This is a genomic window from Micromonospora sp. M71_S20, assembly GCF_003664255.1.
GTDB lineage: Bacteria > Actinomycetota > Actinomycetes > Mycobacteriales > Micromonosporaceae > Micromonospora.
In genome coordinates this window covers 3,564,693-3,580,292 of the sequence record NZ_RCCV01000001.1, presented here as the reverse complement: position 1 = coordinate 3,580,292, position 15,600 = coordinate 3,564,693, and the positions used below count along the sequence as shown (strand labels likewise).

Annotated in this window: 20 protein-coding genes and 1 pseudogene; 10 read left to right on the top strand and 11 right to left on the bottom strand. The window is 74.6% G+C overall.

Annotated features, from left to right (window positions below; all coding sequences use genetic code 11):
• Positions 1-39 precede the first annotated feature (39 nt).
• Entirely contained in the window at positions 40-1,011 is a 972-nt protein-coding gene (locus tag DER29_RS15425; RefSeq protein ID WP_121397962.1) for an aldo/keto reductase, read from the top strand.
• A 30-nt stretch (positions 1,012-1,041) separates the two neighbouring features.
• Here the strand turns inward: DER29_RS15425 and DER29_RS15420 are convergent, their stop codons facing one another.
• Genes DER29_RS15420 through DER29_RS15410 form a run of 3 tightly spaced genes read right to left on the bottom strand, consistent with a single transcriptional unit; the run spans position 1,042 to position 3,351 of the window.
• Positions 1,042-1,941, bottom strand: coding sequence for a hypothetical protein (locus DER29_RS15420; protein WP_121397961.1), 900 nt, complete (start codon positions 1,939-1,941; stop codon positions 1,042-1,044).
• Between the two features lie 22 nt (positions 1,942-1,963).
• Positions 1,964-3,025 carry a WXG100 family type VII secretion target gene (locus tag DER29_RS15415; RefSeq protein ID WP_121397960.1) on the bottom strand — a complete coding sequence of 354 codons (1,062 nt, stop codon included), beginning with the start codon at positions 3,023-3,025 and terminating at the stop codon, positions 1,964-1,966.
• Positions 3,022-3,351 (bottom strand): hypothetical protein, encoded by a 330-nt coding sequence (locus DER29_RS15410; RefSeq protein ID WP_121397959.1) that lies wholly within the window; start codon positions 3,349-3,351, stop codon positions 3,022-3,024. The genes DER29_RS15415 and DER29_RS15410 overlap by 4 nt, the downstream gene beginning before the upstream one ends.
• A gap of 92 nt (positions 3,352-3,443) precedes the next feature.
• On the opposite strand from DER29_RS15410, the gene DER29_RS15405 reads away from it, so the two are divergent.
• Both DER29_RS15405 and DER29_RS15400 read left to right on the top strand, forming a co-directional pair.
• Positions 3,444-3,863, top strand: a complete 420-nt coding sequence (locus DER29_RS15405) for a YbaB/EbfC family nucleoid-associated protein (RefSeq protein WP_121397958.1) — start codon at positions 3,444-3,446, stop codon at positions 3,861-3,863.
• Complete coding sequence (locus DER29_RS15400) at positions 3,860-4,876, top strand: SseB family protein (protein ID WP_121397957.1); 1,017 nt, start codon at positions 3,860-3,862, stop codon at positions 4,874-4,876. Before DER29_RS15405 ends, DER29_RS15400 begins: the two co-directional genes overlap by 4 nt.
• A 21-nt stretch (positions 4,877-4,897) precedes the next feature.
• On the opposite strand, the gene DER29_RS34615 is transcribed toward DER29_RS15400, so the two are convergent.
• Genes DER29_RS34615 through DER29_RS15390 form a run of 3 tightly spaced genes read right to left on the bottom strand, consistent with a single transcriptional unit; the run spans position 4,898 to position 5,777 of the window.
• Positions 4,898-5,062, bottom strand: coding sequence for a hypothetical protein (locus DER29_RS34615; RefSeq protein ID WP_199729313.1), 165 nt, complete (start codon positions 5,060-5,062; stop codon positions 4,898-4,900).
• Between the two features lie 29 nt (positions 5,063-5,091).
• Positions 5,092-5,298 (bottom strand): helix-turn-helix transcriptional regulator, encoded by a 207-nt coding sequence (locus DER29_RS15395; protein WP_026874506.1) that lies wholly within the window; start codon positions 5,296-5,298, stop codon positions 5,092-5,094.
• Complete coding sequence (locus DER29_RS15390) at positions 5,298-5,777, bottom strand: DUF2975 domain-containing protein (RefSeq protein ID WP_121397956.1); 480 nt, start codon at positions 5,775-5,777, stop codon at positions 5,298-5,300. The genes DER29_RS15395 and DER29_RS15390 overlap by 1 nt, the downstream gene beginning before the upstream one ends.
• Before the next feature lie 139 nt (positions 5,778-5,916).
• Between DER29_RS15390 and DER29_RS15385 the strand changes: the two genes are divergently transcribed.
• Positions 5,917-6,108 carry a DUF5703 family protein gene (locus DER29_RS15385; RefSeq protein WP_121399254.1) on the top strand — a complete coding sequence of 64 codons (192 nt, stop codon included), beginning with the start codon at positions 5,917-5,919 and terminating at the stop codon, positions 6,106-6,108.
• A 75-nt stretch (positions 6,109-6,183) separates the two neighbouring features.
• Here DER29_RS15385 and DER29_RS15380 read toward each other — a convergent pair whose 3' ends face one another.
• Positions 6,184-6,837, bottom strand: a complete 654-nt coding sequence (locus DER29_RS15380) for a hypothetical protein (protein WP_121399253.1) — start codon at positions 6,835-6,837, stop codon at positions 6,184-6,186.
• Positions 6,838-6,896: 59 nt separating this feature from the next.
• Positions 6,897-8,225 (bottom strand): M20/M25/M40 family metallo-hydrolase, encoded by a 1,329-nt coding sequence (locus DER29_RS15375; RefSeq protein ID WP_121397955.1) that lies wholly within the window; start codon positions 8,223-8,225, stop codon positions 6,897-6,899.
• A gap of 172 nt (positions 8,226-8,397) precedes the next feature.
• Here DER29_RS15375 and DER29_RS15370 point away from each other — a divergent pair, with 172 nt between their 5' ends.
• The 3 genes from DER29_RS15370 (at position 8,398) to DER29_RS15360 (ending at position 10,364) form a co-directional block, all read left to right on the top strand.
• Positions 8,398-9,006 carry a hemerythrin domain-containing protein gene (locus tag DER29_RS15370; RefSeq protein ID WP_121397954.1) on the top strand — a complete coding sequence of 203 codons (609 nt, stop codon included), beginning with the start codon at positions 8,398-8,400 and terminating at the stop codon, positions 9,004-9,006.
• 100 nt (positions 9,007-9,106) lie between these two features.
• Entirely contained in the window at positions 9,107-10,102 is a 996-nt protein-coding gene (locus tag DER29_RS15365; protein WP_121397953.1) for a LysR family transcriptional regulator, read from the top strand.
• Positions 10,103-10,121: 19 nt separating this feature from the next.
• A complete protein-coding gene (locus DER29_RS15360; protein WP_121397952.1) occupies positions 10,122-10,364 on the top strand; it encodes a hypothetical protein in 243 nt (80 codons plus the stop codon).
• Between the two features lie 50 nt (positions 10,365-10,414).
• On the opposite strand, the gene DER29_RS15355 is transcribed toward DER29_RS15360, so the two are convergent.
• The 3 genes from DER29_RS15355 to DER29_RS15350 are packed head-to-tail and all read right to left on the bottom strand — an operon-like array spanning position 10,415 to position 13,501.
• The gene (locus DER29_RS15355; RefSeq protein WP_121397951.1) at positions 10,415-10,765 is read right to left on the bottom strand and encodes a DUF3140 domain-containing protein; all 351 of its coding nucleotides are present in this window, start codon (positions 10,763-10,765) and stop codon (positions 10,415-10,417) included.
• The gene (locus DER29_RS34610; RefSeq protein WP_199729311.1) at positions 10,765-10,932 is read right to left on the bottom strand and encodes a hypothetical protein; all 168 of its coding nucleotides are present in this window, start codon (positions 10,930-10,932) and stop codon (positions 10,765-10,767) included. Before DER29_RS34610 ends, DER29_RS15355 begins: the two co-directional genes overlap by 1 nt.
• A 13-nt stretch (positions 10,933-10,945) precedes the next feature.
• Positions 10,946-13,501, bottom strand: coding sequence for an ATP-dependent Clp protease ATP-binding subunit (locus DER29_RS15350; RefSeq protein ID WP_121397950.1), 2,556 nt, complete (start codon positions 13,499-13,501; stop codon positions 10,946-10,948).
• A gap of 254 nt (positions 13,502-13,755) precedes the next feature.
• Between DER29_RS15350 and DER29_RS15345 the strand changes: the two genes are divergently transcribed.
• The 3 genes and pseudogenes from DER29_RS15345 to DER29_RS15335 all read left to right on the top strand — a co-directional run.
• Positions 13,756-14,154, top strand: a complete 399-nt coding sequence (locus tag DER29_RS15345; RefSeq protein ID WP_121397949.1) for a hypothetical protein — start codon at positions 13,756-13,758, stop codon at positions 14,152-14,154.
• 133 nt (positions 14,155-14,287) lie between these two features.
• Entirely contained in the window at positions 14,288-14,548 is a 261-nt protein-coding gene (locus DER29_RS15340; RefSeq protein WP_089000636.1) for a hypothetical protein, read from the top strand.
• A gap of 9 nt (positions 14,549-14,557) precedes the next feature.
• A pseudogene (locus DER29_RS15335) lies at positions 14,558-15,574 on the top strand (hypothetical protein); the annotation flags it as partial.
• Positions 15,575-15,600 lie beyond the last annotated feature (26 nt).

Below are 15,600 nucleotides of genomic sequence, written 5' to 3'. Positions count from 1 at the left end.
AGGATATCGGCGGGCCCTCGTTCGAAATAAGGTTCACCCATGCAACAGCGACCGCTCGGCCGAAGCGGGCTGGCGGTTTCGCGGCTCGCGCTCGGCACCATGACGTGGGGCCGGGACACCGACGCCGACGATGCGGCCGCCCAGCTGAAGAGTTTCCTCGACGCGGGCGGCAACCTGATCGACACCGCCGACGTCTACGGCGACGGCGACGCCGAGTCGGTGATCGGGTCGCTGCTGGGCTCCCTGGTGCCGCGCGAGGAGCTGCTGATCGCCACCAAGGCGGGGCTGCGGCCGGGCAGCGGCCGGCGTCGGGACGGCTCCCGGGGGCACCTGTTGCGCACGCTCGACGCCTCGCTGCGCCGGCTGGGCACGGACCACGTCGACCTGTTCCAGCTGTACGGGTACGACCCCGACACGCCGCTGGAGGAGACGCTGGCGGCGCTCGACCACGCGGTGGCCAGCGGCCGGGTCCGCTACGTCGGGGTGTCGAACTTCGCCGGCTGGCAGACCGCGCGGGCGGCCGCCTGGCAGGCCGCCTGGCCGGGGCGGGCCCCGGTGGTGGCGGCGCAGGTGGAGTACTCGCTGCTGGAGCGGGGCGTGGAGCGGGAGGTGCTGCCCGCCTGCGAGGCCCTCGGGCTGGGGGTGCTGCCCTGGTCGCCGCTGGGCCGCGGGGTGCTCACCGGCAAGTACCGGCACGGCCGCCCCGCCGACTCGCGGGCGGCCTCGCCGCACTTCGAGCGGTTCGTCGCCACCTACCTGGAGCCGCGCTGCTCCAGCATCGTGGAGGCGGTCGCCATCGCCGCGGGCGGGCTGGGCGTCTCCCCGACGGAGGTGGCGCTGGCCTGGATCCGCGACCGGCCCGGGGTGGTGGCCCCGATCCTCGGCGCGCGGACGGTCGGGCAGCTGCTCGGCGCGCTCCAGGTCGAGCGGATGACCCTGCCGGAGGAGATCGTCACCGCGCTGGACGACGTGTCGGCCGTGCCGGTGGGCTACCCCGAGCGCGACGGCTGACGCCGCACCGCGCGGGGACGGGGGGCGCGGTCAGGCCGTGGGGCGCTGGCCGGGCAGGTCGCGTACGGCGGCGAGGAAGCGGGACTGGTCGTCGCGGGTGGCCGGGTTGACGATCCGGATCCAGGACCCGTCGTCGAACACGACGGTGGACGGGAACTGCATGAGGCGGGCCGCGCCGTGGTCGGAGTCGATCCGGGCGATGCGCCGCCGCGGCACGCTCCACAGCACCTGGGGACGCCGCCGGTCCTCGCGGTCGGGGTCGGGGCGCCGGCCCATCCGCAGCAGGTGCAGGTGGGTGTCGGTGACCGCCAGCGGGGTGCCGGTGTAGCGCTCGAGGAAGAGCAGCAGGCTGCCGGCGAGGGTGGCCAGGTCGCCGCTGAAGACGTACCGCCGCCGGTAGGCGATCTCGGCGAGCTGGTCGGCCAGCGGTCGGTAGCGGCTGAGCCGGAACAGCGCCCGGAAGGCCTCCTGCTCGTCGGTGAGCGGCAGCGGCTCCCGGGGCGCGGCGCCCGGCGCCGGCTCCGGCTCGGCCGCCTCGGGCGTGCCCGCGGCGAGGACGGCGGCCTTGCCGGGCAGCAGCAGGACGCCGGCGGCGATCCGGACGGGCGTCAGCACGGCGTCGACCCAGGCGACCGGGTTGACGATGTTGAGCAGCCCGAACAGCGCGCGCGGGTCGAGCGCCTCGGCCAGCTCGGCGTTCACCCGGTCGGCGAGCTGGCTGCCGGCCCGGTGGTTCTCCGGGGCCCGGACCGGCGCGAGGCCGACGTAGCGGATCTCCTCGCCGGGCAGCAGGGGCGCGACCAGGGCACGCTCGGGCTCGTCGGTGGTGCGGAACTCGTCGCGCAGCTCACGGGCCTTGTCCCGGGCGACCCGCGCACCGCCCAGCACCGCGTCGGTCAGCCGACCCAGCCGGCTGCGCCCCTCGGACACGCCCCACCCCCTCGATCGACCGTCACCTGCCGGCCGGTTGCTCCGCCGGCGGCTGCCCGAAGACATTCTGGTCGATCCACTCGGCGCCGCCCTGCACCGCCGCGTCGACCTTGTCGCCGACCTGGTCCATGCCGGGCACCGACAGGCCGGAGACCATCGCAACGGTGCCCCAGGTGGCGCCGTGCACGACGGAGTTCGGGATGTTCCACGGCAGGTTGGTGGCCCAGTCCCGGCCGATCATCCGCGCCCCGTCGGCCATGCCGTGCGCCCGCAGCGCCCCGAGGCGCTCGAACGTGCTCATGTCGAACGGCGTGCCGGACTTGCCGAGCTTCCAGCTGCCCTTCGCCGGGTCCATGAACTTGTGGAACCACTTGTCGGCGTCGCCGGCGGCGCGGCGCTTGTCGGCGTACTTCTGGCCGGCGCGCAGCGCCTTCTGCTTGTCGACCAGCTTGTCCAGGTGGTTGCGCAGCTTGCGCAGGTAGAGCAGGACCCGTTGCAGCAGCCGGATGACCTTCTGCAGGTGCGTCGCCAGCGGCCGGATGATCTTCAACATCCGGGTCAGCGCGATCATGCCCCGGGTGACCCCCAGCGCCACCCCGGCCGCCCAGGACGCCCCGGCGGTGAACGGGGCCATCAGCAGCGCGGTGACCAGCGTCACCAGCAGGAAGTTGACGAACTCGACGCAGATGTCGACCAGCACGTCGTGCACGGTCTGCAACGCGTCGGCGACGCCGCGCAGGTACTCGGCCGTGGCGGCGAACTGCTCGGCGACGCCCAACAGCTGCTGCTCGACCTCGGCCATCCGCCGCCCGTACGCCTCGCCGGACGGGGAGCGCCAGCCGGCCTGTTCGGCCTCGCGCACGCCGCGGTGGTTCATCGCCAGCTCGCGCACCTGCACGGCCAGCGCGTCCCACTCCGTGGCCTTGGCGCGCAGCGCGGCCGGCTCGCCGTCGACGAGGTCGACGAGCTGGATCAGCGGCCACGCGAGGGTGCGGCAGACGCTGTCGACCACCTTGTCCACGCCGGACAGGGCGTTGTCGATGCCGTTCCAGAGCTCGACGGCGGTGCCCGCGGGCCCGCTCACCGGGGCATCCCGGCGCCGATGGCGCGGAAGGAGGCGTCGATGTCCTGCTCGTTGCGCTCGTAGGCCTCGGCCGTCCCGCCCAGCGCGCCACCGACCCGCTCGAACGCGTCGTGGCCGGACCGGAACAGCTCCATCCCCCCGGTGACCTGCTCGGCGTACTTCTCGCGGAGCATGTCGCTGACGAACGGCAGGTGCCCGAAGGCGCCGTCCGGTATGTCGCCCGCGGACGTGATCCGGCTCTCCAGCGCGGTCAGCGAGGTGGCCACCCGCTTCGCCGCCGCCTCCAGCCGACGCACCGCCTGCACGTCGACGTCGATGTCAGGCACGCCGTTCCTCCCCCACTCGCCCGGCGGGACGACGATACGATCATGCCGCCGCCGGGCGCCACCCCGGACGGCACCGCGCACGGGAGGTTCTCATGTCTGACCCGCTGTCCGCGTTCGACGCCCTCGCCGGACGGCTCGCCGACATCGAACGCCGCTTCGCCGGGCTCAAGGACGACCTGGACGAGCTGAGCGCCACCGCCACCGACGACAGCGGCCTGGTGTCCGCGACCGTCGACGCCACCGGCGAGCTGACCGACCTGAGCCTGGCCCCGACCGCGCTGCGGGTGGGCACCGAGGACCTCGCGGCCATGGTGCTGCAGGCGTACCGGCAGGCCCGCGCGGCAGCGACCTCGCAGCTCGACGAGCGCACCGGGGGTCTCGACGCGACGCTCGGCGCGGGCCTGAACGGGATCTTCGGCACCCCCGGCGACTTCGCCTCGCTGGGCCGCCTGGAGGAGGCCATGGGACGGCTCGGCCGGCTCGACGGCCGCCTGCCGGGGCCGCCGGCATGACGTCGCCGGGCTGGCCAGAGATAGTCGCCCGGCTCCACGACACGCTGTCGGGCTGCGACCGCGACACCGACCTGGAACTCGCCGCCGGCCCCCGCCGGCTGCACCTGATGGTGCGCCGCGACACCGTCCGCGGGGTCTGCCCGCCCTACGACGAGCCACGCCTGGCCGAACTCGGCTGGCAGGCGCCGCGCGGGGCCGGCGGTTGGTGGTACGAGACGCCGCGCACCGCCGAGGGTCTGCGCTGGTGGAGCGGGTTCGCGGCGCGGACCGCCGCCACGGTGCTCACCACGGAGCCCGGCGCGTTGTCCTGCCAGATCCTCCCGCCCACCGGTCCCCGGGTGCGGCCGGAGCCGACCGTCCCGCCGGTGCCCCGCGTCCGGGCCGCCGAACCCGTCGCCGGGGCCGGGCAGCCCGGCGCCGAAGCCGCGCAGCCCGGCGCCGAAGCCGCGCAGCCCGCCGCCGGGGCCGCGCAGCCCGCCGCCGAAGCCGAGCCGGCCGCCGGGGCCGGCACCGCGCGCGTGCCCGCCCCGCCGCCTGCGGACCTGCCCGAGGAGCCGCCCGCGGACCTGCCTGCGGAGCCGCCCTCGGGGCTGCCCATGTACCCGGCGGCGGACGGGGCGCGGGACGGGGCGGACGCGGGCGGCCCGTCCGTGCTCGACCTGCTCAGCGAGGCCGGCGCGCGGCGGGACCTGCCCGGCTACCTCGGCATCCTCGCCGCCGCGGCGGTCTGCGTACCGCTGGCGGCGGAGCCGGGGCCGGACCGCGACGTGCCGTGGACGATCGTCACCGACCCGACCGGGGCGCCGCTGCTGCCCGTCTTCACCTCCCCGGAGGCGCTGACCGTGTTCGCCGGGGAGGGCGTGCCGTTCGTCGCCGTGCCCTGCGCGGACCTGCTCGCTAACTGGCCCGACCCGGCGTGGGGGCTGGTGGTGGACGCGGGCACCCCGCGCGCCCTGGCCCTGGGGGCGTCGTCGCTGGCCGCCCTGCTGGCGGCGAACCCGCCCACCGACTGACTCCCGGTGGCGGCCGTACCGCTACCGGGCGCGCCGGCCGCGCCGGACGAGCCGCACGCCGTAGACGACCGCGCCGACGACGAGCAGGACGCCCAGGAGCTGGAGGCCCGGCGAGTCGTCGGCCCCGCCGAGCACGATGCCGGCGACGCCGAGCGCGACGACGAGGAGGGCGATCAGGTACGTCATGGCATCTCCTTGAAAAGCGGACCGGAATCTCATTCGTCGACCCACTCGAGCAGGTCACCGGGCTGACAGTCGAGCACCCGGCACATGGCCTCCAGGGTGCTGAACCGGACGGCCTTGGCCCGGCCGTTCTTCAGCACTGCCACGTTCGCCGGCGTGAGTCCGACGCGCTCGGCGAACTCGCCGACGCTCATCTTGCGTTTGGCCAACTCGACGTCGATGCGGACGACGATGGGCATCAGATCACCGCCTCCATGTCGGTCCGCAGCGTCGTGGCCTGCCGCAGCAGCGCGCGCATCACCACCATCAGCAGGCCCAGCACGGCGACGCCCACCAGCATCAGGAACAGCAGGAGCGGCAGCCCGGGGTCCGACGCGTTGAAGCCGACGTAGAGGAAGACGCCCAGCAGCACCACCCAGGCGGCGACGATCGCCCAGACGATCGCGTCCACCCACCTCAACGAGGCGTCGCTGAAGATGCGGTCGTTCTTGACCAGGGTGAGCAGCTTCCAGGTGGACACGACCACCACCTGGACACACAGCACCCAGAACACCGCGACAGCGGTCATCGGCCACCTGAGGTAGGCCTGCTCCGGGGACTCCTCGGCCATGTGCGCGAACTGCCCGGGCAGCGAGAAGGTCTGGAGCATGACCAGGATCCCGAACAGCACCACGAGGAAGACTCTGAGCGGGGCTACCGCTCGATGCTCGTTGAACATGCATCGACTATCGCTCTCAACCTATCGAAAGTCAATAGGTTTGGCGGTCTCCGAGGCACCGGGCGGCCACGTTGCGCAGCGGCGCGGGTCACCGGCGAGGGGGTGGCGAAGGCCTCCCGGGCTGGGCAGCATGGAGGTCATGGACTACGAGTACGCGCCGCTGCGGCTGCCACCGGACGTCGACCGGTTGACCGCCGCGGCGCAGTTGGCGATCCAGGCGGAGTTCTCCGGGTGGGAGTTGGCGCGGGTACGGCTGTACCGCGACGGCACGCGGCAGGTGGTGCTGCGCCGCCGCCGGGTCAACCAGCCGCAGCCGGGACTGTCGTACTGACCACGACGAAGGCCCGGGGCCGACCGTCCGGTCGGGCCCCGGGCCTGCACCGCCTGACCGGCGGGCCGTCACTGCCTAGTGGGCGTGGTCGTGCTCCTCGTCGAGCTCCATGAACGGGTGCTCGTCGAGCCGGCCGACCAGCCGGTCGTCGGCGGCCGGCTGGAACGGGCCCACCGGGTCGTCGTCGTCGAAGGACTCCAGGTCCACCGGGGTGCCGACCTCGCTGACCATCACCACGCCGTCGAGCGGCTCCAGCTCCGGCACGTCCAGCGCGCCGAGCGAGCCGTCGCCGCTCTGGAGCAGCTCCAGCACCGCCTCGCCGACCCCTTCGACGGGCTCCGGCTCGTCCTCCTCCGGGGTGCCCTCCCGCCGGGCGGCCTCGGCGACCCGGATCAGCGCCGACACGCTCGGCACCCGGTAGTCGCGCCGCTGGCGCACCGAGATGACCCGCGGGTGCGGGTCGGTGGGCTCCACGCCCTCCGCGCCCCCGAAGCGCTGGTCGGCCTCCTCGGGGTCGATCGACTCGACGTCCCACGGGGTGACCTCGCCGAAGGCGTCCAGGAGTTGCTCGTCGTACGCGAAGGACGCGTTGTTGAGCGCGACGTACGCCTGCCAGACGTCGTCGTCGTCGATGCGGCCCTGCGCGGCGCGGACGGCGGCCAGGTGGTGGCGGGCCGCATCGATCACGCGCTCGAGGGCGGCGTCCAGCTCACCGTGCTGGTCGGTCATGTGGGTCAGTCCCTTCACGATCAGAGGTTCCCGCCGGAACACCGGGTTCCTGGCGGGGGCTAGCAGGTGCGGAGGAACCGGTCGAGAACCCGCACGCCGAACTGTAGTCCGTCCACCGGAACCCGCTCGTCGATGCCGTGGAACAGCGCGGAGAAGTTCAGGTCGGCGGGCAGCCGCAGCGGCGCGAAGCCGAAGCAGCGGATGCCGAGCTGCGAGAACGCCTTCGCGTCGGTGCCGCCGGAGAGCATGTACGGCACCGGGCGCGCCCCCGGGTCCTCCGCGCGCAGCGCGGCGGACATCGCGTCGACCAGTTCGCCGTCGAACGTCGTCTCCAGCGCCGGCTGGCGCTGGACGTACTCGATGACGATGTCCGGACCGACCAGCTCGCGCAGCTGCCGCTCCAGCAGCTCCGACTGCCCCGGCAGGCTGCGGCAGTCGATGGTGGCGGTGGCCCGGCCGGGGATGACGTTGTCCTTGTAGCCGGCGGCGAGCCGGGTCGGGTTGGCGGTGTTGCGGATGGTCGCGCCGATGATGTTGGCGATCGGCCCGAGCTTGGCGATGGCGGTCTCCGGGTCCTCCGGGTCCAGCTCGACGCCGAGCAGGTCGGAGACCTCCTCCAGGAACGCCCGTACGGTGTCGGTGACCACCACGGGGAAGCGGTGCCGGCCGATCCGGGCCACCGCCTCGGCGAGCGCGGTGACCGCGTTGTCGTCGTGGATCATCGAGCCGTGCCCGGGGCGGCCCTTGGCGTGCAGGCGCAGCCAGTCGATGCCCTTCTCGGCGGTCTCGATGAGGTAGAGCCGCTGGCTGTCGTTGACCGAGTACGAGAAGCCGCCGACCTCGCCGATGGCCTCGGTGCAGCCGTCGAACAGACCGCGGTGCCGCTCGACCAGGAAGTGCGCGCCGTAGTCGCTGCCCGCCTCCTCGTCGGCCGTGTACGCGAGGACGATGTCCCGGGGCGGGCGGACCCCGGTGCGCTGCCAGTGCCGCACCACGGCCAGCACCATCGCGTCGAAGTCCTTCATGTCGATGGCGCCCCGGCCCCACAGGTAGCCGTCGCGCAACTCACCGGAGAAGGGGTGCACCGACCACTCGTCGGCGTCGGCGGGGACGACGTCGAGGTGGCCGTGCACCAGCAGCGCCCCGCGGCCCGGGTCGGTGCCGGGAATGCGGGCGACCAGGTTGGCCCGGCCGGGCGCCGACTCGTGGATGACGGACTCGACGCCCACCTCGGCCAGCTTCTCCGCCACGTACTCGGCGGCGAGGCGTTCCCCGGCGCTGGTGTCGTTGTCCCCGGTGTTGGTGGTGTCGATCCGCAGGAGGTCACGGCAGAGGTCGACGACCTCGTCGGTGGGGTCGGGTCGGGCGGAGGCGGCGTCGGTCGTCATCGGTTCTTCATACCAGCCCACGGGCCCGCTGCGGTCGCCCCGCCCCGCCGGGTCGGCGCCGACGGCCGGGCACGGCCCGCGACCGGGCCCGGTTTCGCCGCCGACGCGGCCGGGTACCGCCGCTCGCGACCGCTGCCCACCACGTGCGCCGCCCGCCAAAGAGGAGGGCACCATGACCGTTCCCCTGCCACCGCTGCCGCCGACCGGAGAGGACGAGGGCTTCCGACCGGGCGGGCGCAGCATCGCCGACATCCTCGACGCCGAGCACCGGCAACTGCGGGAGCTGCTGCGGCGGCTCACCGACCCGGGCCCGGAGCCCGCCCCCGAGCGCGGCCTGGAGGTGCTCACGGCGGCGCTGTCCCGGCACCTCTCCGCCGAGGAGCAGTACCTGCTGCCCGCCGTCCGGAGCGCGTTGCCCGACGCGGCGGACCGGATCGACCGGGCCATCGCGGACGACCGGGCCCTGCTGACCGCCCTGAAGGGGCTCGCCGACGAGGGACTCGCCGACGTCGCCGCGCGGGTCCACCGCCACGTCGAGGAGGCGGGCGCGCTCGTCGCGGCGCTGCGCGAGGTGGCCAGCGCCGAGGAGCTGATCCGCCTGGGCAACCGGCTGGAGATCGCCGAGGAGGCGGCCCCGACGCGCCCGCACCCCGGCACCCCGGCGACCCCGCCGTGGAACCGGGTCGTCGAGCCCGCCGTGGGCGTCGTCGACAAGGTCCGCGACGCCGTCACCGGCCGCCCCACGTACCTGGCCGACCTCACCGAACGGCCGCCGGGCTGAGCCGGCGGCGGGCGCGGTCGGAGCAGATCGGGCACACATCGGAAAGCGTTGATCCGTTCGGGGCCTTCCGTCGGCCGCTACGGGGTCATACCGTCACGGTATGAATCTGGAGCTGCGACACCTGAGGGTGGTCTGCGCGATCGCGGAGACGGGGAGCGTGACCAAGGCGGCATCGACGCTCGGCCTGGCCCAGCCGGCACTCACCGCCCAGCTCCAGCGCATCGAGCGGACCCTGGGCGGGCCCCTGTTCGAACGGGACCGCCGCGGCGCGCGCCCCACCGCCCTCGGCGAGCTGGTGCTCGCCCGGGCGCGGGTGCTGCTGCCGGCGATGAAGGGCCTGCAGGACGAGGCGGCCCGGCTGGCCGGCGCCGGGGACACGCCGCGCCGCTACCGGTTCGGCGGGGTGAACAGCCCCATCCTCGGCCGGCTCGTGCACCGGCTCGCCGCCGAGCCCCCACCCGCACAGATCACCACCCACGCCTCCTGGTCGGCCGACGAGCTGGCCCAGCTGGTCGCCGGAGGCCGGCTGGACTTTGCGCTGATCGGGGTGTGCGGCGACGCGGCCCCGCCCGCCGAGCTCGGGTTGAGCTGGCGGGAGGTGGCGGTCGACCCGGTGCTGGTGCTGCTGCCGGAGCAGCACCCGCTGGCCGGGCACGCCGAGGTGAGCCTGGTGGACCTGAGCCGCGAGCAGTGGGTCGCCGCGCCCGGCGACGGCTGCTTCGGCGACTGCTTCGCCGCCGCCTGCGCCCGCGCCGGCTTCACCCCCCGCAAGGTGTACGAGACCGACGTGCGCTGCTGCATCGACATGGTGGACTCCGGCGAGGCGATCGCGCTCTGCCAGGCCACCTTCCGCCCGGTCGCCGGGTTGGTCACCCGGATGCTGGCCGGCACGCCGCTGCGCTGGCGGCTGATGCTGGGCTGGCATCCCGACTCCCCCGCCGCCCGCGACGCCGAACTGGTGCTGGAGACCGCGCTGGCCGCGTACACCGACTCGCTCGCGGCCCACCCGGAGTACCTGGCCTGGCTGTTGCGCAACCCGGGCTACGGGGCGCGGAGGCTGACGGCCGCCGGGACCGACGGGGTGCGAACCGCGTAGCGCCGGGTATCAGGCGGACATGACCGATGCCAACCCCGCCGCCGACGACCGGGAGATCCTCCGCCAGGCCGCCGCCACGCACACCGCCGCCGCCCGCGACCTGGAGGCGTTCCTGCGTCGCCTGCCCGAGGTGCCCGACCCGGCGGACGTCACCGAGTACGCCAACCTGCTGACCCGCGAGGAGCGGGCGCGCGCCGACCGCGAGGCGGCGGCCGACGCCGCGGGCCTGACGATCGGCAGCCTGGAGAGCGACCACGGTTGACCACGGCAGGCGGCGCCCGGGAGGACCCGGGCGCCGCCTCTTCCGCGGGCTCAGCGTTCGACGAGCACGTCGTGGCCCAGGTCGAGCAGGGAGTGCCGCCACTCGTCGTCGGCGTTGCCGCGCGGCGGCTTCTCGTCCAGCAGGGACTGGATCTCGTCGATCGCGTCCCGCATCACCCGGATGTCCTCCGGCGTGAGGTCGACCTTGCGTTTGGTCAGCACCCGCAGGATCCGCCGGCCCAACCCGGGCAGGTCGAGATCCGGGTCGGGCCCGAACGACTCCTCCCCGGAGCCGCGGGTGAGCAACCACTGCCGCAACTGCTCCGACGGGACGTTCACCTGGGCGTGGAAGTCGTCCCAGAGCACCTCCACATCGGGTTCGAGCCGCTGCTCGCGTACCATCAGCCCTCCTCTCGACGGCGGCGGTCGGACTCCGCCGGCTCCGGGTCGTCGCCCTGCTGGCCCACGTCCTCCGGCGGCATCCGCACCCGGGCGGGGTTGGCGGTCGGCGGGGCCACGATCGGATCGGTGCGCTCGCTCTCGTCCCGGGTCTCCTGGGGTTCGCTCATGTCCGCCCTCCGGTCATCGGGGATGGGACGTCGTGGCCGGGGTGTAGCCGCGCTCGCCGGCCGTGACGTCGAAGGCGAGTCGCCCGTCGCGGGCGTCCACGGTGATCTTCTGGCCGGGCGAGACCGCCGACTCCAGCAGCATCCGGGAGAGCTGGTTGTCCACCTCCCGCTGGATGACCCGGCGCAACGGCCGGGCGCCGAACTCCGGCTGGTAGCCGTGCTCGGCGATCCAGTCGACGGCGGCGGTGGTGAAGTGCACCTGGATGTCCTGCGCGTGCAGGCGACGGCGGGTCTCCTCCAGCAGCAGGCCGGTGATCTGGCGCAGCTGCTCGGCCTCCAGCCGGCGGAAGATGATCACCTCGTCGATGCGGTTGAGGAACTCCGGTCGGAAGTTCTCCTGGAGCCGGCGCATCAGCCGCTCGCGCAGCTCGTCGCGCTCCTGCTCGCCGCCGTCCGCGCCGGTGCCGAACCCGACGGCGCGCTGGGCGCCGGTGATCAGTTCCGAGCCGAGGTTGCTCGTCATGATCAGTACGGTGTTCTTGAAGTTGACCGTACGGCCCTGGCTGTCGGTGAGCCGCCCGTCGTCGAGCACCTGGAGCAGGATGTTGAACACGTCGGGGTGAGCCTTCTCGATCTCGTCGAGCAGCACCACCGCGTACGGGCGGCGGCGGACCGCCTCGGTGAGCTGGCCGGCCTCCTCGTAGCCGACGTACCCGGGCGGGGCGCCGACGAGCCGGCTGACCGTGTGCCGCTCCTGGAACTCGCTCATGTCCACCCGGACCATCCGGTCGGCCTCGCCGAACAGCGCCTCCGCGAGAGCCCGGGCCAGCTCGGTCTTGCCGACGCCGGTGGGCCCGAGGAAGAGGAAGCTGCCCATCGGGCGGTCCGGGTCGGCCAACCCGGCACGCGAGCGGCGGACCGCCTCGGCGACCGCGGTGACCGCGTCCTCCTGGCCGACCACCTTCTCGTGCAGGTGGCCCTCCAGCCGCAGCAGCCGGTCGCGTTCCTCCTCGGTGAGCTGGCTGATCGGGATGCCGGTGGCGCGGGAGACCACCTCCGCGATCTCCTGCGGCCCGACGGCCGGCACCTGCGACGAGCCGCCCTCGTCGCCCCGGGCCCGGCGGATCTGCTCCTCCAGCTCGGCGAGCTGGTCGCGCAGCGCGGACGCCTTCTCGTACTGCTCGTCGGCGACGGCCTGCTCCTTGTCCCGGCGTACCTCGTCGAGCTGCGTCTCCAGCTCCCGCACGTCGGAGGCCGGGGTGCGGGTGCGCAGCCGGACCCGGGCGCCGGCCTGGTCGATCAGGTCGATCGCCTTGTCCGGCAGGAACCGGTCGGTCACGTACCGGTCGGACAGCTCGGCCGCGGCGACCAACGCCTCGTCGGTGAACCGCACCTGGTGGTGGGCCTCGTAGCGGTCGCGCAGCCCGCGCAGGATCGCCACGGTGTCGTCCACGGTGGGCTCCGGCACGAACACCGGCTGGAACCGGCGGGCCAGCGCCGCGTCCTTCTCGATGCTCTTGCGGTACTCGTCCAGCGTGGTCGCGCCGATCACCCGCAGTTCGCCCCGGGCCAGCGCCGGCTTGAGCATGTTCGAGGCGTCCATGCCGCCCTCGCTGCCCGCCCCGCCCGCGCCGACCAGGGTGTGGATCTCGTCCAGGAAGACGATCAGCTCGTCGCGGTGCGCCCGGATCTCGTCGATGACCTTCTTCAGCCGCTCCTCGAAGTCGCCCCGGTACCGGGTTCCCGCCACCAGGCCGGCCAGGTCGAGCTGGATCACCCGCTTGCCCAGCAGCGTCTGCGGCACGTCGCCGTCGCAGATCCGCTCCGCCAGGCCCTCCACGATCGCGGTCTTGCCGACGCCGGCCTCGCCGATCAGCACCGGGTTGTTCTTCGTCCGCCGGGACAGGATCTCGACGGCCTGCTCGATCTCCTCGGCCCGGCCGATCACCGGGTCGATCTGGTCGTTGCGGGCCAGGTCGGTGAGGTCCTGGCCGTACTGGTCGAGGGTGGGCGTGCCACGGTCGGGCCGGGGCCCGGTCATCGGCCCGCGCTCGGCGCTGGCCGCCTGCAACGACTCGGGCTGGATCCGGCCGGCGGCGAGCATCCGTCCGGCCGGGGACTCCGGGTTCAGCGGCAGCGCCATCAGGATGTGCTCGGGCCCGATGTAGTTGGCGCCCATCGCCCGGGACAGCTGGTGGGCGTCGAGCAGCGCCCGCTTGGCCGCGGGGGTGAGCGACAGGTTGGGCGGCACCTCGCCCTTGGGCGCGCCGTCGCCGCGCCCGCCGAGCGCGTTGAGCAGCGTGTCCGGGTCGGCGCCGGCGCGGCGGACGAGATCGCGCAGCGGTTCGCGTTGCAGCGCGGCCCAGAGCAGGTGGTCCGTGTCGAGGTCGCTGCTCTGCCGCTGGGCGGCCCGGCGGGCCGCGTCGGCCAGCATCTCCCTGGCGTCGGCGGTCATCAGCCGGGTGATGTCGACCCGGTGCGCGGGTCGGCGTCCACCCTCGCCCCGGCCGAAGTACCGGGCCAGGAACTCGTCCCAGGGGTCGGAGCCGAAGTCACCGGGTCCCATCATGTCTGTCCTCCGCAGTCGGGCGCGACGGTCGCCAGGGGCTACCCCGCGACCGTCGCGACAAACGCCGCCACCACGGGGGGCGGGCAGGGCACCTCGCCGCCACCGCGGGGGCGGACAGGGCACCTCGCCGCCACCGCGGGGGCGGGCAGGGCACCTCGCCGCCACCGCGGGGGCGGACAGGGCACCTCGCCGCCGCCCGGGGCGGTGAGGGTGCCCTGCGCACCCGCGGGGCGGATGGGTGGCAGGCTGGCGGCATGGACCCGACGACGCCGCTGCTGATCGTGGACGCCGCCAACGTGGTGGGGTCCCGCCCGGACGGTTGGTGGCGGGACCGCGCGGGCGCGACCGCCCGGCTGCGCGACTCGCTGGCCCCGGTGGCCGCCGCCGGGCTGCCCCCGCAGCTGCCGCCCCCGGTGGAGGTGGTGCTGGTGGTGGAGGGCCGGGCGCGGGACGTGCCGGGCACGGCCGGGGTCCGGGTGGTCGCCGCGCCCGGATCCGGGGACGACGCCGTCGTCGACCTGGTCGCCGCCGCGCCCCAGCGCCGGCGGCTGGTCGTCACCGCCGACCGTGAGCTGCGGGAACGCGTGACCGCGCAGGGCGCCGAGGTGTACGGACCGCGCTGGCTGCGGGACCGGCCGGCCCCACCCGGATAGTCCCGTCAACCGGACTACCGGCGCTTGCGGTCGACAACCGGTCAGCGAGGCAGGAACACTGACAGGGCGGATGTTCTCTCACCGTGAGGGATAGGCTCTAATGGAGGCCTCCCCGCCCCCAGGAGGTTTCGCCGTGGCGAGCGTCGCCGAGCTCAAGGCAGCCATCGATGTCGCGCTCCAACAGATCGGCGACGGCCAGAGCGCCGTGCAGGCGGCCGGCGAGAAGCTGGCCGAGGCGCAGCAGACCCTGGCCGGCGCGCTGGAGGGCAGCGGGCACGAGACGGTCGAGGCGGCCCAGTCCTCGCTGACCCAGGCCAGCCAGGAGCTGGAGGAGTGCCTCGCCGCGACACTCGTCGCCGTCGAGCAGGCGCAACTCTACGTCGCGACGCTCTGAGGTTCGGCTGTGTCCATCGTCGAGGACGTCGGCGCACAGGTCCGTGCCGCCGCCGATGACCTGCCGCTCGCGCAGCTGGCTCTGGCGCTGGAGAAGTTCGGGCTGGCCGCCGAGCGGCTGCGCTGGGTCCGCCAGGAGTCGGCCGATCCGATGGGGGTGCCGGAGCTCTCCGCCGCCACCGAGCACGCCGAGACCGCCGGCTACGCGCTGCGCGTCGCGCAGGAGCAGCTTTCGGCGTACCTGGCCGCGATCGGGCTGGCCGGCGACGGCTCCCCGGCCCCGGCGCCGCAGGAGCAGCGGCGCCGGCCCGCCCACGACGCGCCGCGCGAGGCGGCCCCGGGGGCTCCGGCGCCGGAGCCGGCCGCCGAGGTGACGCCCCGCCGCTGGTGGGCCGTGCGGGTGGCCGAGCTGACGGGCGGCCGGGAGGGCCCGCCCGAGCAGCCCGACGAGAAGGTCGACGACGCCCGGGAGTTGCTGCGTCGGGTGGTCGGCGGGGTCCGTGCCGGCGACCGCGACCGGCTGCACACCGAGCTGCGTCGCGCGCACGCCGACGTCGGCCTCGGCCTGGCGGCGGTGGCCCCGCCGCTGCTGCGCGAGCTGGCCGGGGAGCTGCTCGGGCACCCGCCGCGCGCCGAGGACCTCAGACGGTTGCACCGCGAGCTGGACGGCCGGGTGCGGGACCTGCTGCCCGGCCTGCCCCCCGCGGTGCTGGACACGCTGCTGACCCGGATCTGCCGGATGCCCCCGCCCCGGCGCGACGAGGCGGAGCAGCCGCACGCCGCCGACCCGGCCGTCACCGCGGGGGTGCTCACCGGGGTGTTGCTGGCCCGGCTCGGCCGGGACCTGCCCACCGACGACGAGCGGGCCCGGCAGGCCGAGACGGCCCGGGAGCGACGCGCCGCCGCCGAGCGGGACCGGCAGGCGGAGACCGCCCGCGACCGGGCCGACGACGCCGAGTGGCAGCGACGCGCCGCCGCCGCGAAGGGCCGGGTCGCCGCCGCCCGCGAGCGGGTCGCGGCGGCACGGGACCGGGCGGAGGCGGCACACGACCA